This window comes from Candidatus Kinetoplastibacterium oncopeltii TCC290E, from assembly GCF_000340865.1.
Lineage (GTDB): Bacteria > Pseudomonadota > Gammaproteobacteria > Burkholderiales > Burkholderiaceae_B > Kinetoplastidibacterium > Kinetoplastidibacterium stringomonadis.
Genome location: NC_020299.1, coordinates 46,614 through 62,010, shown reverse-complemented (window position 1 = coordinate 62,010; position 15,397 = coordinate 46,614). Strand labels below are relative to the sequence as shown.

Sequence of the window (15,397 nt, the reverse complement as noted above, 5' to 3'; positions counted from 1 at the left end):
CTATAAATAACTTTTATTTGTTTAAATATAATCGCATAAGAATAATGCACAAACTAATTAATATTAATATTGAAAATTTACCAGAATTATTCAAAAAAAGAAACCTGAATAGTAATAAAGGTGATCACGGGACAGTTGGGATCATTGGTGGTAGTAATGGCATGTCTGGTTCTGTATTGCTCGCAGGACGAGCTGCTCTAAAACTTGGTGCAGGCAAAGTATTAATTGGATTTGCTAATAAAAAATCACCTATATCAGTTGATTTTATGCAACCAGAATTAATGATAAATACAGCTAATTACTGGTTAAAATATCAGATCAAAGTCGATACATGGGTTGTAGGTTGCGGATTAGGACAATCTGAATTGTCACGGAAATTAATTGATGAAATATTTTTATTGAATAAAGGAGCAACAATTGTTTTGGATGCAGATGCATTGAATATGCTAGCTTGTAAAGAATTTACTATTCCAATTTCGAATTATGAAAGTAACAAAGTAATATTAACACCACACCCGTCAGAAGCTGCTAGATTATTAAATTGCTCAACACAAAGAATACAAGAAAATAGACTAGATGCAGTAAGAATATTATCTAAAAATTTTAAATCATGGGTAGTTTTAAAAGGTAAAAACACTCTGATATGTTCTCCTTTTGATCGTATAGTATTTCGCAATACAACAGGAAACCCAGGACTTGCTTCTTCCGGAACAGGTGATGTACTAGCAGGGATGATAGGTAGTTTAATATCACAAAAACTATGTTTGAAGCAAGCTATATTGGGAGCTGTTTGGCTACATGGAAAAGCATCAGAAAATCTATCTAAAGAAAATATAGGACCTATAGGATTAACTGCAAATGAAATAGCAGACCAAGCTCGAAAAATACGAAACAATATAACCTACAAGTAGTTAATTTTTACAGTAATTAAATCTCTAATGGGTCTACCTCTATATACCACTTAATTTTATTTTTATTATTTGGTAATCTACTGATATGCCTCAGCCATACTTTTAGAAAAGTTATTAATAATGATCTATGTTTCCCTTCTACTAACATCTGAGCACGTTCAATATCTGCAATACGTACTATTCTGGATGGAATTGGATCATAACAAGTTATATCTGATAAATAGTTAAACTCAAAAGAAACTTTTTCTTTTATTATATTTTTAGATTTATGCAAGAAATCCATTGCAATTCTTAGATTTTTTGACTCAACACTCAATAATGCTTGATATGAGTATGGTGGAAGATTTGCTATTGATCTTAGATTTAATGAATATTTAGCAAAACCATCATAATCTTGATTTATAACAAATTTATAGATCATATGCTCAGGGAAAGAAGTTTGTATAAGAACCTCTCCTCCATTTAAATGGCGTCCAGCTCTTCCAGAAACTTGCATCAACTGAGAAAATAAATGTTCTGGGGCACGAAAATTTTGACAGAAAATCATAGCATCAGAATTAATTACTCCTACCAAACTTACCCTTAAAAAATCATGTCCCTTTGCAAGCATTTGTGTACCAATTAATATATCGACATTGCCGTTATTTACATCATTTAATAAAGAAGATAGACTTCCTTTACATTTTGTGCTATCAGCATCTATCCTGACTATATTAGCATTAGGAAACAATCCTATTAAAGCTTCCTCCACTCTTTGAGTACCACTACCTATAGGCCTCAAATCCTGATCTCCACACTCTGGACAAGATAACGGAGATATCATACAGTAACCACAATGATGACATTGTAGCCTACTTTCATTATTTGAAGTATTATGTAAAACAGTAAAAGCTGTACATCTAGGGCACTTACTAATCCAATCACAGGAAAAGCAACAAAATACTGGTGAATAACCTCTTCTATTAATAAAAATTAAAGATTGCTCTTTCTTTTTCAAACGATCTTTTATAGCCTCTATCAAAGGAGCTGTTAAACCATTATTAGGACGAAATTTCTTGGTATTTACTAGTTTTATATCATTCTGACTGAAGTCTCTTGCTTTTTTTTTCAAATAAATACGCAAATAGTGACCTATTATTGCATTATTCCATGTCTCTAATGAAGGAGTTGCTGATCCTAAAATTATTGGAATATTTAAATGACGAGCTCTCCATACTCCTAAATCCCTAGCTGAATATCTTAATCCATTTTGTTGTTTATAAGAAGTATCATGCTCTTCATCTATAACTATTAAACCTATATTATTGAATGGAGCAAATATAGACATTCTTGTACCCAATAGAACTCTAGCCTTAGAACACTGTACTCTGTACCAAACGTCTAATTTTGATTTCATAGTAAGTTTACTATGCATTACTAATATATCTTCATAATTTACAATACCGGCAAGACTATCTCTCACAGATTTTTCTAATTGTGGTGTTAAATTTATCTCAGGAATTAAAAATAATATTTGCTTATTGGAGTTTTGCAATATATTACGAGCAGCTCTAAGATAAACCTCTGTTTTCCCACTACCTGTTATTCCATACAATAAAATTGCCTTAAATTCTTTTAATGAATTTATTATAGATACAGCCTTCTTTTGCTCATCATTTAATATTGCATCATATTTTTTTATTGATGGTAATATGATTAATGGTGACATTTTATCATCTGACTTACCTAACTTAACAATAGGACCACCTAATGTGCGTTTCCCTCTATATGAAGATAAACTTCTCAATGGTAATGGTATTACAGAGAACATAACATTTCCCAAAGGTCTTTGATAGTAATCAGCGGTGAATTCGAGCAATTTTAGCCAATCTTGAGGAAATGGAGGTAAATCATCTAAGATTTCTAAAACTTCTTTGACATAAGATGCATCTATAGAAGGTTTCTCTAGAATTTTAATTACTATTCCTATTAAAGTCCTTTTTCCAAAAGGGACAACTACTCTAGAACCTACATTAATAATGTTAATACTTTTGTAATCAAAAATGGAAAATAATGGCAAATTTAATGCTACACATAACCAATTATAAGAAATTGATAATTTATTTTGAATTGGCATTTAATTAATATAAAAGAAATAATTGATTATAAGACTTTAGAAAAATGATAATAAATCTAAATGTAGAAATTACCTAGATATATGTATTCTTCTGTGTATAACTTTGTGGAGAAGCTACTCATATCTAGGAAAAATAATCTTGAAAAAATATAGTAGAATAAGCAAAAATAATATCAAATAATTTATTTATTAAAATTCAAATCGTTATTACATTTTAAAATTTACAAGAAATAATTATATTAAACATATATATGTTTAATATCTTGTTATAAACACAACAATATTAACAATCTACACGTGGAATAATCTGCTATAAGCATGAACTTCTTCGATCAACTCTGATACAGCATATGGATCTGTATTAGGAGTTAATCCATGACCAATATTAAAAACATGACCACCATTGCCTACAAAACCAAATGATTCTATGATATTTCTAGCTTCTGATCTCAATAAACCGTGATCCCCCAATAATGCTAATGGGTCTAGATTTCCCTGCAAGGCAACAGTATCCGATATAATATGTCTAGCCTCAGACATATCAATAGTCCAATCCAATCCTATGGCATCACAACCACTTTTGACTATATCTTTCAGCCACAAAGAACCGCCCTTCGTGAAACTAACTACTGGAATCTTTTTATCTCCAACTATTCTATTTAGACTGTCAAATATTTTTTTGTTATATGCTAAGGAAAAATCTTTAAAAGCTGTGCTAGTAAGAATACCTCCCCAAGTATCAAATAGCATAACAGCATCTACACCAGCAGCAATTTGCAAATTTAGATACTGAATAATAGCGTCAGTATTTATTTCTAATATCTTATGCAATAAATCAGGTCTTGAATAAAGCATCTTTTTTATATTGCTAAAATCCTTAGATGATTGACCCTCTATCATATAGCATGCTAAAGTCCATGGGCTTCCGGAAAACCCTATAAGAGGTACTTTTTGTTTTAGTTCATTATTTACTAAATTTATAGTATCAAAAACATAACTTAAAGAATTCATATCTGGAACGGACAAAAACCTTCTTATATCATCCTCTGTTCTTATTTTGCGAGAAAAAATAGGACCTAATCCGTCAGTAAAATTCAAACCAAGACCCATAGCATTCGGAACAGTAAGAATATCTGAAAATAATATAACAGCATCCAGGTTATACCTTTTCAAAGGTTGAAGAGTAACTTCACAAGCGTATTCTGGATTGGTTAATAGATTCATAAAAGATCCGGCAAGTTCTCTTATCTTTCTATACTCAGGTAGGTATCTGCCAGCCTGCCTCATTAGCCAAATTGGAGTATACTCAACATGTTCACGGAATAAAGAACGCAATAAAATATCATTTTTCAACATATGGGAATACCACCTTTTATAAATCAATATGAAGCTAGGATTAGAATCAGTATACTCTAGCCTTACCAAACTTACGAACTGTTTTTGCCTGTACTGCAAGCATATTCAATTCCATTTCAACACTCGTGATATCGGCTCTATCCTTGATATTTCTCAAAACTTCTTCAGTTTTCTTGCGAGCTTCTATAATTTTTGCCTCGTTTAATTCTGTAGCCATAACAGCTGTGTCTGCTAACACAGTCACCTCTTTGGGCTGAACTTCTAATATACCACCAGCCACAAAAATATTATGCTCTGTATCATCTGGACAAATTACTTTTAGCATGCCCGTACGAATAAGTGATATTAAAGGAACATGACCAGGCAATACACCTATATCTCCGAATTCAGCTGGTAATAAAACAAACTTAGCCTCACCTGAAAATAATAATTCTGATAGGCTAACAATATTAACATTGATATGATTACTCATAACGAATCATCCATTTAGTAACTTTTCAGACTTTTCAAATGCTTCATCTATAGATCCTACCATGTAGAAAGCTTGCTCAGGCAAACTGTCACATTCTCCACTAACGATCATATTGAACCCACGAATAGTTTCCGACAAAGGAACATACTTACCTGGAGATCCTGTAAAAACTTCAGCAACATGAAATGGTTGAGATAAGAAGCGTTGTATTTTTCTTGCCCTTGAAACAGCAATCTTATCTTCTTGAGATAATTCATCCATGCCTAAAATTGCTATTATGTCTCGCAAATCTTTATACCTTTGTAAGGTCTGCTGAACTTGTCTAGCAACTTTATAATGTTCATCACCTACAATTTGTGGATCAAGTTGACGGCTTGTGGAATCTAATGGATCTACAGCAGGATAAATACCTAGGGCCGCAATATCTCTAGATAGAACAACAGTCGAATCCAAATGCTGAAAGGTTGTGGCTGGTGATGGATCAGTAAGATCATCGGCAGGAACATAAACAGCCTGTATGGAAGTAATAGAACCAGTTTTTGTTGATGTAATACGTTCTTGTAGTTTTCCCATTTCTTCAGCTAATGTAGGCTGATAACCCACAGCTGAAGGCATTCTTCCTAATAATGCTGAGACTTCAGTACCAGCCAATGTATAACGGTATATGTTGTCTATAAAAAATAAAACATCTCTACCATCATCACGAAATTTCTCAGCTATAGTCAGCCCTGTAAGAGCAACCCTCAATCTGTTGCCAGGTGGCTCATTCATTTGGCCAAATACCATAGAGACCTTATCTAAAACTTTTGATTCAGCCATTTCATGATAAAAATCATTGCCTTCTCTGGTACGTTCACCTACGCCTGCAAATACTGATAAACCACTATGTTGCTTAGCAATATTGTTAATAAGCTCCATCATATTAACAGTTTTTCCAACACCAGCACCACCAAATAATCCAACCTTTCCTCCCTTAGCGAAAGGACATACCAAATCTATTACCTTAATTCCTGTTTCTAATAGATCTATCGATGGCGACAAATCTTCAAACAACGGAGCATTTTGATGAATAGATCTTGTTATATCATGTACAATTGGACCAGCTTCGTCAATAGGTCTGCCTAACACATTCATAATTCTACCTAATGTTCCATCTCCAACTGGAACAGAGATATGACTATTTGTTCTACTAATTTTCATTCCACGACTTAGGCCATCACTAGAACCTAAGGCTATTGCGCGTACAATACCATCACCTAGTTGTTGTTGTACCTCTAATGTCAAGTTTTTTTCCATAAAAGAATTATTATCCATGACATTAAGCGCTTCATATATACTTGGTATATTATTTTTTGGAAACTGAATATCTACTACCGCTCCAACACACTGAACGATGATTCCATTGTTCATCATAATTCCTTACTATAAGAATATTTATACTTAAGCATAGTTCAAACAGCCGATGCACCGCTGACGATTTCAGAAATTTCTTTAGTAATCGCAGTCTGACGATTTTTGTTATATATCATTTGCAAATCGTCAATAACTCTTTTTGCATTATCGGAGGCTGCTTTCATTGCAACCATTCTTGCAGAATGTTCTGAAGCCATATTTTCAACTATAGCTTGATATAACAAACAATCTACATAACGATCTAAGAGATTATCTATTACTGTTTTAGCATCTGGTTCATAAATATAATCCCAATTATAAACGTTTGTATCAGCAATAGGAAACTGACTATCAGTTTCATGATATGGATCATATAAATTTGTTGACAATGGTAGAAGTCTCAAAAATATAGGCTCCTGTCTCATTGTATTAACAAATCTAGTTGAAGCCACATATAGAGAATCTATTTTGCCATCTATATAAGCTTTTAACTGTACATCCAGAACAGGTAACAATCTACTAATGTCAGGAATATCTCCAAGATGTGTCTCTTGTGATAATAAATTACTACCTATTCTAGTAAGCAAATTGAGTCCTTTCTGACCAAATGCAGAAGTATACACCTCTATATCGTTCTTACTAAATTCTTGAATTTTAGATAAAACTAATCTACTGATGTTAGTATTCATTCCTCCACATAAACCCTTATCTGTAGAAACTAAAATTATCCCAACAGCAGACGTTTTTCTTTCAATCAAATAAGAATGCGAATATTCAGGGTTTCCTTGCATAAGGTGAACAGCCATCCTACGCATATTACTAGCATATGGACGGAATATTTTCATTCTATCTTGAGCTTTTCTCATTTTAGAAGCAGCAACCATTTCCATGGCTCTAGTAATTTTACTAGTACTCTGCACACTCTTAATCTTACTACGAATTTCTTTAATCCCTGGCATTGATATTTCCTAATCAAAAGACTAATAAAATCAATTAAAAATTATTATGTTTTTTAAAATCTTGAATAGCCAAAGATAAGTCTTCTTCATTTTTTTGACATAAATCTTTACTATCTTCAATTCTACTAATAAGTGAAGAATAATTCTTTTCCAAGAAATCTTTTATGAATATCTCAAATAAATTAATGTCCTGAACATTGACATCATCCATAAAACCTCTATTCAATGAGAATAATAATACAGCTTGTTCCCATACTTTTAATGGATGATATTGTGGCTGTTTAAGTAATTCAACTACTCTCTTGCCTCTATCTAATTGACGACGCGTTGCCTCATCCAGATCAGAAGAAAATTGAGAAAAAGCAGCTAATTCTCTGTACTGTGCTAGATCAGTTCTGATTCCACCAGACAATTTCTTTATAATTTTTGTTTGAGCAGCTCCACCTACCCTAGACACAGAAATACCAGCGTTGATAGCTGGTCTAACACCTGCATTGAACAAATCAGTTTCCAAAAATATCTGTCCGTCAGTTATTGAAATAACATTTGTTGGGACAAATGCTGAAACATCGCCAGCTTGAGTTTCAATTATAGGTAAAGCAGTTAAAGAACCAGTTTTATTTTTAACTATACCATTTGTAAATTTTTCGACATAACTTTCACTGACCCTTGCAGCTCTCTCAAGAAGTCGAGAATGCAAATAAAATACATCCCCTGGATACGCTTCTCTACCAGGAGGTCGTTTCAATAATAATGATATTTGTCTATACGCCCATGCTTGCTTAGTTAGATCATCGTAAACTATAAGTGCATCCTCTCCTCTATCTCTAAAATATTCTCCCATAGTGCAACCTGCATATGGAGCTATATATTGCATAGCAGCAGAGTCAGAAGCAGTAGCAGCAACTATAATGGTATATGCTAAAGCACCATGCTCTTCTAATTTTCTCACAACATTATTAATCGAAGCTGCTTTTTGACCAATAGCAACATAAATACATGTAACACCACTGTTTTTCTGATTGATGATAGTATCAATAGCTACACTAGTCTTACCTGTCTGCCTATCTCCAATAATAAGTTCACGCTGACCTCTACCTATAGGAACCATAGAATCTATAGACTTAATACCTGTTTGTAGAGGTTGAGAAACAGTATGTCTATCAATAACCCCAGGAGCAACTTTTTCTATAACATCAGTAGATTCATATTTTATAGAACCTCTACCATCTATAGGTTCACCAAGTGCATTAACTACACGTCCACGCAATCCATACCCGACAGGAACCTCTAATATACGTCCTGTTGTTCTAACTACATCACCCTCAGAAATGCCAGTATAATCTCCTAAAATAACAGCTCCTACAGAATCACGCTCAAGATTAAGAGCAAGACCTATAGAATTATTAGAAAATTCTAACATTTCTCCTTGCATAACATCTGCTAATCCATAGATACGAGCAATACCATCGGTAACAGAAACAACAACACCACTTGTACGAACATCAATTTCTGAATCCATACCCTCGATACGTCTTCTTATAAATTCGCTAATCTCTGAGGGATTTAGTTGCATATTAACTCCTAAAAATTTACTATTTTACAAAGTCGTCAAGATCTCTTGCATTTTAGACAAACTATTTTTAACCGAAATATCAAATACTTTATCTTCAATAAAAATTTTGACTCCACAAATAAGTGACTCATCAACAAGAACCTTAGGTATTAATTTTAACCTAGTCCGACTCTCTAGTTTTGCAATTAAATTTTTAACTTGGTCTGTAGATAAAGAAAATGCAGTAAAAATCTTAGCTATGCCAACACCTTCATAATTATTTTTTAATTTTGAAAACTGTTCAGAAATATCAGGCAACATCAATAAATTGTTACGCTCTATAAGTAATTCTAAAAGGTTGAAAAACATTCGAGGAACTTCAGGGCTTAACAAACTTTTTAACACTTTTAGTTTTTCTAGCTTATCAACAACAGGGTGAGAAATAAATTGCGCCACATCACTGTTAGATATAATCTTAGTTGTATCATCCAGAACCGAGGACCAAAAATCCAAAGATGATGTGCTTTTATCTTGAATCACAGAAAATAATGCCTCAGCATACTTTCTAGATACTGTTGAAAACATTATCATGAAATCTATCCAAAAATTTATAATTCAGCCTTAAGACGATCCAAAATATCTCTATGCTCATTTAGACTAACTTCACGTCGAAGTATTTGTTCAGCCCCCTTTACTGCTAAGCTAGCAAGATCTTCTCTTAATGCATCTCTAGCATTACGAATAATAATATCTGTATCTTGTTTGGCTTGAGCTATAATTTTTGACCTTTCTATTTCTGCTTCAAATCGTGCTTTGTCAATAATATCATAGACCTGTCTTTCTGCATTAGCTAAACGCTCATGAGCATCTTTCTTTGCGCTCTCTGCTATTAATCTAACACGATCATTAACATTAGAAAGTTCAGCAATACTCTTATCTGCAGCTGATAAACCGTCGGATATTTTTTTGCGACGCTCATCAATTACTTTTATAAGATTGGGCCAAACAAACACCATAGTTGCCCATCCTAAAATAAAAAACACAATCATTTGAAAAAAAATCGTCGCATTTAAATTCACGGTTTAATATCTCCAATAACTGTACTTTCTGAGAAATCAATAAAGATTTTATAAATATTCTCAAATGAACTAAGCAACAAAAGGATTAGCAAAAGCAAATAACATAGCTATACCCACACCTATTAAAAACGCAGCATCTATTAACCCGGCTAATAAAAACATTTTAGTCTGTAAAGCGTTCATTAATTCAGGTTGACGAGCAGATGCTTCCAGATATTTGCCTCCCATAATAGCAATACCTATACAAGCTCCGATAGCCCCCATACCTACAATAAAGGCACAAGAAATAGCAACAAGGGCAGCATTAGTCATAATAAACTCCTCAATTACAAAATAAATAAAAGTTAAAAACCTACATAAAAACTATAAAATCTAATGACTGTCATGTGCTTGTCCAATATAAACAAGCGTTAACATCATAAAAATAAATGCCTGCAAAATTACTATTAAAACATGAAAAATAGCCCATATTGAACCAGCTAATAAATGAGCAAATCCCAACGTGTAACTTAAACTGTTAAAACCACTCCATGAGCCACCTAACAAAGCTATAAGCATAAATATTAGCTCACCAGCAAACATATTTCCAAATAGTCTCATACCTAAAGAAACTGTTTTAGCAAAATATTCTACTAAGTTTAATAGTAAATTAGCAGGAGCAATAATCAAAGACAAAAAACCATTAGCATTAAACGGAGCAAAAAATAGATCTCTAAAAAAACCATTAGCATGTTTTATTTTTATTCCATAATACAGAGTTAACAATAAAACACCCAAAGACATACCAATAGGAATATTCAAATCAGCAGTAGGAAGGACTCGATGATAGTAAAACAAGCTGTCATGATGGTTGCCAATGCCTAAAAATCTAAAGATACTTGAAAAAAGATCAACTGGAAGAAAATCCAGGGCATTCATGAAAACAATCCAAATAAAAATAGTAAGTGCTAATGGAGAAACAAATTTCCTGCTATCAGCATTATTGATAATAGACTTAGATTGTTCATCGACTATATCTACGATCATTTCAACAAATGTTTGAAAACGACCAGGGACACCACTGGTTGAACGTCTTGTTGCTAACCATAATAAAAAAACAACAGCTATTCCTGTAAATGTTGACCAAAATAATGAATCATAGTTTATTACATTAAATTGAACTATAGATTCTTGTTGTTTCCCCAAATTGTTCATATGCACTAAATGGTGCTGTATATAAGAAGACTGCGGCGATACTTCATAGGAAGGAACCATAACTAAGCCCTATTGCTCCGATTATAAAACAATATTTAACGAGTGGTTTTAGAAAGTTACATTCTACATAAATCTTTGAAAGAATAATAGTAACAAGTGACCTTTAAGAGAAAAAAACAAACCAAGCAAATAGAAAAACCATGATATATTTTCTGGAGCTATAAAAACAAAAAAATATAAAAGAAAAACAGATAAGACTAACTTGACAAAATTTCCTACTAAAAAAAAATAAGCTTGTTCCCTATAGTTAATAATATTAGATATTAAACTTAGATAGCTAGCAAAAAAAAGGTTAGGAATTAAAAATGCAGAACAACCTAAAAAAAAAGACATTCCCGTTTTATATCCTATAAGTAAACCGATAACTGAAAATACTACTGACATAATCCACTGATATATTATGACCCTAATCATAGAAGACATTCTAAATTCTCCTCAAGAAGTAACTTATTATAGTAGATAATTAGTAAACACTTAAAACATTATAAAATCTGCCAAAGTTTATCTTATACTAAACATTATAAAGTCATATACTTCACTAAAAATTGATAAACGTATAAATAAATCATATTAATCAATCAGATAATTATGAAAAAATTATTAAGATATAAATTAGATATACTTGATATTTCTTTACATAGATAAATATAGAATTCGAACAAAGAAAGATAAAATAATCGAACCAGATCTCTCTATGCCTGCCTTGATCCTAGAAGACATAGATACGGTATAATATAAATATCAAAACCAAAGATTATTTATGGGCAATAGACAAAACTGAATATAAAGTCACAGTGGAATATTACAATATATGACTTCAACAAATTAGTATATGGAACCCATTAAGATAATGAAAGAACATTTTTTAATGGATCTAGACTATTTTTAAGAGCAAATAGTCAAGAACATATTGAATGTATTCTTAAAATAAAAAAATTAATAATTGGAATATATATGTTAGTTTAATAAAATTAGAAACATTATATATTAATTAATATATAAGGTCCTGACTTTGTCTTGCTAAATGTTATCATGAACTCATAGATCATCCAGTAGAAATTTAAAATACTAGAATAAGAACTTTTTTCTATTTAGGAGCTAGAAATGAGATAATATTATATGGTAATTCGACTATGTTGGATCTAAATATAATTAATGAATATCCAAAGATAATATGTGATTCACAGATAAAATTCTTTGATCCCGTAAATGAAGTATCTACTTTTTTTTGGTAATAGCGAGAGTTTTATTTTTTATAAATACAAATTCTAATTAAAATTGGGCTTTAAAACACAGAGTATCTTCTGTTTTATTAATAGGTAAATAATAAATATACATAGTAAATCAGAAGTATCTATATATTAAAGTTTGCAGAAAACTAATCAAACATCACTATTATGGATATTTAAAGGCTTCACTTTTTATTACTATAAATTTTTATTCTTAAAACATGGTTAATCAATCAAAGACTGCATGAAGATTTGATATGCAGAAAAAGCAATAAATTCTCTCAATTGAAATAAACAAACTCTAGCACAAAATTCTTTTGATGCACGGACTAGTTACTATAAATAATATGAGTACTCTAATAACTCAATAATAAAGAAATAGCAATGATAAATATTATTTATCATATAATATAATATAAAATAGAAAAATCAACAAACATAAATACATAGATATTTATAGAGTATTATCTATAAGGACTAGTAAAATTGTTAGTACATGCTTTGCTAGTAAAATTTAAATAAACTATAATAAATATATAGAACACAATTTTACATGCAAATATTAGAAGCAAAATAATGGATTTTATTAAAAAATTAAACAGTATATAATGCTGGAAGGTCATCATAAGATTTGCTTTTAGCAGTAAATTCATAATGTTGAATAACAAAAACAATATGCAGATATTTTAAATGGATATAAAATCGGTGATTGTGTTAGCATCTGATTATTTCGTAATAAGAAATTAATCTTCTTTACTGTTCAATTTAACAGGTCAAAAAAATATATCTAAAAACTTATAACAATTAGCCATTCCATCATATGTGAATATATTAAAATAATATGGCAATTATCCAATTTCAATAGGACTTAAATAATGAAATTCTCAAGAAAAATACTAATCCATGATTTGATTATAGAATCCAGTGTAGGAATATTAGAGCGAGAGATAAATAATAAACAACAAATAAAGATTGCAGCTATTCTAAAATTAGAGTCATCTGATACTAATATAGATGATATTAAACATGTGTTAGACTACAGACAAGTAGTTGAGATAATAACAAAAATAACAACTAGCAAGCATTTTGGTCTTATAGAAACTCTATCTTACAACATATCAGATGAACTTATGAATACTTTTCCAGAAATTATATCTTTAAAAATGACAATAACGAAATTTAATGTTTTTAGTAATTGTAAAAATATCTCGATAGAGGAAAAATATTATAGATAGATATTGAAAATTAATTTTTAGAAGCAAATTTCACAATTTTTGGTTTAAGAAAAAATGCTCTGTCAATCAAAGATAACCCGTAATTGCGAGCCAATTTAATTGGAAGAGATTTACTACCAAACATTTTATGCAAACCATCAATCAAAATACTCATTAGGAATATCTGCCGACTTCTAATTTTGCTATAATTGTTCAATATTTCTGCGTCACCAAAATTTTGATTTTGCCGCTTTGACAAAAGAATATCACACAAAAACTCTGAATCGCCTAGGCCAACATTCAACCCTTGTCCTGCTAACGGATGTAATCTGTGGGCAGCATCTCCTACAAAAACCATTCTAGGAGCTATAAGCTTTGATTTTTCCAATGTTAAGTTAAATTTCAATATTTTCTTGCTCACTATTTTTATATAACCCAACCTATTACAAGTAATATCAGCTAACCTATCCTCTATGTATAGTTTTTGTTGATCAATACTCATACCATCTAAAAAATTAACGATATCTTTATTAACAGACCAGACCATTGATACCTGATTACCAAAAGACAGATCTGGTAAAGGTAACAACGCCAAAATACCGTGTTCTCCAAACCATTGAAATGCCTTACCCCTATGCTTTCCATGAGAACATAAGTTTGCAATCAAACTTATTTCATCATAATTTTTAACTGAACGAATAATTCCTACAGAGTTACGTAATGTAGAGTTAGAACCATCTGCCCCAACAAAAAGTTCTGCTGATATTCTCTTTCCTTTTTCTGTAATTAGCATGCTATTTTGATAACCAGCACAGAGATCATCTATCCATTGTATATCTGTATTAAGAATCTCTTTAACTAATGATTTTTCAATCTCCTCTGCTTCTACGATCCAAGATAGTTGAGATACTGAAGATTGCCATGCACTCAAGTCAAGCATAGATCCATAAGCATCTCCATAAATCTCCATGCCAGTCACAGATGTTAAACGGTTATTTGTTATATTAGACCAACAACCTATTTTTTCTAAAAATCTTTTGCTAGATGCTGATATAGCATATATTCTTGATCCATATTCATCCTTATGCTTAGGAATGTCGGTATAAAGAGGCGCAAGTATAGCAACATTTTGTTTTTCTTTAGCCAATGCTAAAGCAGTGGAAAGACCAACTATACCTGCCCCACAAATAACTATATCGTGTTTATTCATAATATTTAATGTTCTATTAAGATTTTGGAAGCAACACCCATATTTTACATTGATGCTTTAATCTATCAGTAGTAATAAATCCTGCATCCAGAGCACTACCGGTAAATATATCTAAACGTCCAGGACCTTTTATTGCTTATCCAGTATCTTGCGCAAATACAAAATTCTAAAATAATGAATAATCTGGAAGATTAAATGATATAAACATCATTATGCATAATTTAATAAAATTACTATTAACAGCAATGGGTCCCATTGCTGTTAACTCTATACTGTAAGCTCCTTTATGACCAATTTCTGATTCAAAAAATCACTATAAGAAAAAAACAAAGACGATAGATTTGTATTCAATAATCCAGTGATTTTACCTGGATTATTTTCAGCACAATTCTTAATAAAGTAGATAGATATCTTATATATTTCTAATTCCTCTTTCTCTACTAACCAATCACTAATTGATATGTATAAATGAGCATTATGCTCAGCAAATGATAATCTAATTACATCCCAGAAATTCTCTTAGTCCATTAAAAATATACAACCAGAACTCTGAATACCAAGAAAATAGTTATCTATCAAATTATCTGTCAAAGCTATAGTTGGAAAGCATCATTCTTTCAATATGATTTCTGATTTTTAGTAATATGGAA

At 31.3% G+C, this 15,397-nt stretch carries 15 protein-coding genes; 2 read left to right on the top strand and 13 right to left on the bottom strand.

All coding sequences use genetic code 11. The features are described 5' to 3' along the window. Positions 1-44 precede the first annotated feature (44 nt). Complete coding sequence (locus tag CONE_RS00295; RefSeq protein ID WP_015396775.1) at positions 45-911, top strand: NAD(P)H-hydrate dehydratase; 867 nt, start codon at positions 45-47, stop codon at positions 909-911. Between the two features lie 16 nt (positions 912-927). On the opposite strand, the gene priA is transcribed toward CONE_RS00295, so the two are convergent. From priA to CONE_RS00240, 11 genes are all read right to left on the bottom strand, one after another. After that, positions 928-3,027, bottom strand: coding sequence for a replication restart helicase PriA (priA, locus tag CONE_RS00290; protein ID WP_015396774.1), 2,100 nt, complete (start codon positions 3,025-3,027; stop codon positions 928-930). A 291-nt stretch (positions 3,028-3,318) separates the two neighbouring features. Further along, positions 3,319-4,383, bottom strand: coding sequence for a uroporphyrinogen decarboxylase (gene hemE, locus CONE_RS00285; protein ID WP_015396773.1), 1,065 nt, complete (start codon positions 4,381-4,383; stop codon positions 3,319-3,321). Positions 4,384-4,429: 46 nt separating this feature from the next. Beyond that, positions 4,430-4,855, bottom strand: coding sequence for a F0F1 ATP synthase subunit epsilon (locus CONE_RS00280; RefSeq protein ID WP_015396772.1), 426 nt, complete (start codon positions 4,853-4,855; stop codon positions 4,430-4,432). Between the two features lie 6 nt (positions 4,856-4,861). After that, the gene (atpD, locus tag CONE_RS00275) at positions 4,862-6,265 is read right to left on the bottom strand and encodes a F0F1 ATP synthase subunit beta (protein ID WP_041862187.1); all 1,404 of its coding nucleotides are present in this window, start codon (positions 6,263-6,265) and stop codon (positions 4,862-4,864) included. Positions 6,266-6,306: 41 nt separating this feature from the next. Beyond that, positions 6,307-7,206 (bottom strand): F0F1 ATP synthase subunit gamma, encoded by a 900-nt coding sequence (gene atpG / locus CONE_RS00270; RefSeq protein ID WP_015396770.1) that lies wholly within the window; start codon positions 7,204-7,206, stop codon positions 6,307-6,309. 34 nt (positions 7,207-7,240) lie between these two features. After that, positions 7,241-8,782 carry a F0F1 ATP synthase subunit alpha gene (atpA, locus tag CONE_RS00265; RefSeq protein ID WP_015396769.1) on the bottom strand — a complete coding sequence of 514 codons (1,542 nt, stop codon included), beginning with the start codon at positions 8,780-8,782 and terminating at the stop codon, positions 7,241-7,243. 24 nt (positions 8,783-8,806) lie between these two features. After that, positions 8,807-9,352 carry a F0F1 ATP synthase subunit delta gene (locus CONE_RS00260; protein ID WP_015396768.1) on the bottom strand — a complete coding sequence of 182 codons (546 nt, stop codon included), beginning with the start codon at positions 9,350-9,352 and terminating at the stop codon, positions 8,807-8,809. Between the two features lie 17 nt (positions 9,353-9,369). Then, positions 9,370-9,840: a F0F1 ATP synthase subunit B gene (locus CONE_RS00255; protein WP_041862186.1), complete on the bottom strand. Its 471-nt coding sequence runs from the start codon at positions 9,838-9,840 to the stop codon at positions 9,370-9,372. A 69-nt stretch (positions 9,841-9,909) separates the two neighbouring features. Continuing rightward, a complete protein-coding gene (gene atpE / locus CONE_RS00250; protein ID WP_015396766.1) occupies positions 9,910-10,152 on the bottom strand; it encodes a F0F1 ATP synthase subunit C in 243 nt (80 codons plus the stop codon). Positions 10,153-10,212: 60 nt separating this feature from the next. Continuing rightward, complete coding sequence (gene atpB, locus CONE_RS00245; RefSeq protein WP_015396765.1) at positions 10,213-11,094, bottom strand: F0F1 ATP synthase subunit A; 882 nt, start codon at positions 11,092-11,094, stop codon at positions 10,213-10,215. Between the two features lie 63 nt (positions 11,095-11,157). After that, positions 11,158-11,517, bottom strand: coding sequence for an ATP synthase subunit I (locus CONE_RS00240; RefSeq protein WP_015396764.1), 360 nt, complete (start codon positions 11,515-11,517; stop codon positions 11,158-11,160). A 1,681-nt stretch (positions 11,518-13,198) separates the two neighbouring features. Here CONE_RS00240 and CONE_RS00235 point away from each other — a divergent pair. Continuing rightward, a complete protein-coding gene (locus CONE_RS00235) occupies positions 13,199-13,558 on the top strand; it encodes a dihydroneopterin aldolase (protein WP_015396763.1) in 360 nt (119 codons plus the stop codon). Between the two features lie 10 nt (positions 13,559-13,568). Here the strand turns inward: CONE_RS00235 and CONE_RS00230 are convergent, their stop codons facing one another. Next, positions 13,569-14,747 carry an FAD-dependent monooxygenase gene (locus CONE_RS00230; RefSeq protein ID WP_015396762.1) on the bottom strand — a complete coding sequence of 393 codons (1,179 nt, stop codon included), beginning with the start codon at positions 14,745-14,747 and terminating at the stop codon, positions 13,569-13,571. A 267-nt stretch (positions 14,748-15,014) separates the two neighbouring features. Next, positions 15,015-15,203 carry a hypothetical protein gene (locus tag CONE_RS03845; RefSeq protein WP_407636599.1) on the bottom strand — a complete coding sequence of 63 codons (189 nt, stop codon included), beginning with the start codon at positions 15,201-15,203 and terminating at the stop codon, positions 15,015-15,017. Between the last annotated feature and the right edge of the window lie 194 nt (positions 15,204-15,397).

What these genes read in the sequence shown, in the direction of transcription:
- atpG (WP_015396770.1), bottom strand. Translation starts at nt 7,206, where the DNA reads ATGCCAGGGATTAAAGAAATTCGTAGTAAGATTAAGAGTGTGCAGAGT.
- CONE_RS00235 (WP_015396763.1), top strand. Translation starts at nt 13,199, where the DNA reads ATGAAATTCTCAAGAAAAATACTAATCCATGATTTGATTATAGAATCC.
- CONE_RS00295 (WP_015396775.1), top strand. Translation starts at nt 45, where the DNA reads ATGCACAAACTAATTAATATTAATATTGAAAATTTACCAGAATTATTC.
- CONE_RS00280 (WP_015396772.1), bottom strand. Translation starts at nt 4,855, where the DNA reads ATGAGTAATCATATCAATGTTAATATTGTTAGCCTATCAGAATTATTA.
- atpA (WP_015396769.1), bottom strand. Translation starts at nt 8,782, where the DNA reads ATGCAACTAAATCCCTCAGAGATTAGCGAATTTATAAGAAGACGTATC.
- CONE_RS00240 (WP_015396764.1), bottom strand. Translation starts at nt 11,517, where the DNA reads ATGTCTTCTATGATTAGGGTCATAATATATCAGTGGATTATGTCAGTA.
- hemE (WP_015396773.1), bottom strand. Translation starts at nt 4,383, where the DNA reads ATGTTGAAAAATGATATTTTATTGCGTTCTTTATTCCGTGAACATGTT.
- priA (WP_015396774.1), bottom strand. Translation starts at nt 3,027, where the DNA reads ATGCCAATTCAAAATAAATTATCAATTTCTTATAATTGGTTATGTGTA.
- atpE (WP_015396766.1), bottom strand. Translation starts at nt 10,152, where the DNA reads ATGACTAATGCTGCCCTTGTTGCTATTTCTTGTGCCTTTATTGTAGGT.
- CONE_RS00260 (WP_015396768.1), bottom strand. Translation starts at nt 9,352, where the DNA reads ATGATAATGTTTTCAACAGTATCTAGAAAGTATGCTGAGGCATTATTT.
- atpD (WP_041862187.1), bottom strand. Translation starts at nt 6,265, where the DNA reads ATGAACAATGGAATCATCGTTCAGTGTGTTGGAGCGGTAGTAGATATT.
- CONE_RS00230 (WP_015396762.1), bottom strand. Translation starts at nt 14,747, where the DNA reads ATGAATAAACACGATATAGTTATTTGTGGGGCAGGTATAGTTGGTCTT.
- atpB (WP_015396765.1), bottom strand. Translation starts at nt 11,094, where the DNA reads ATGGTTCCTTCCTATGAAGTATCGCCGCAGTCTTCTTATATACAGCAC.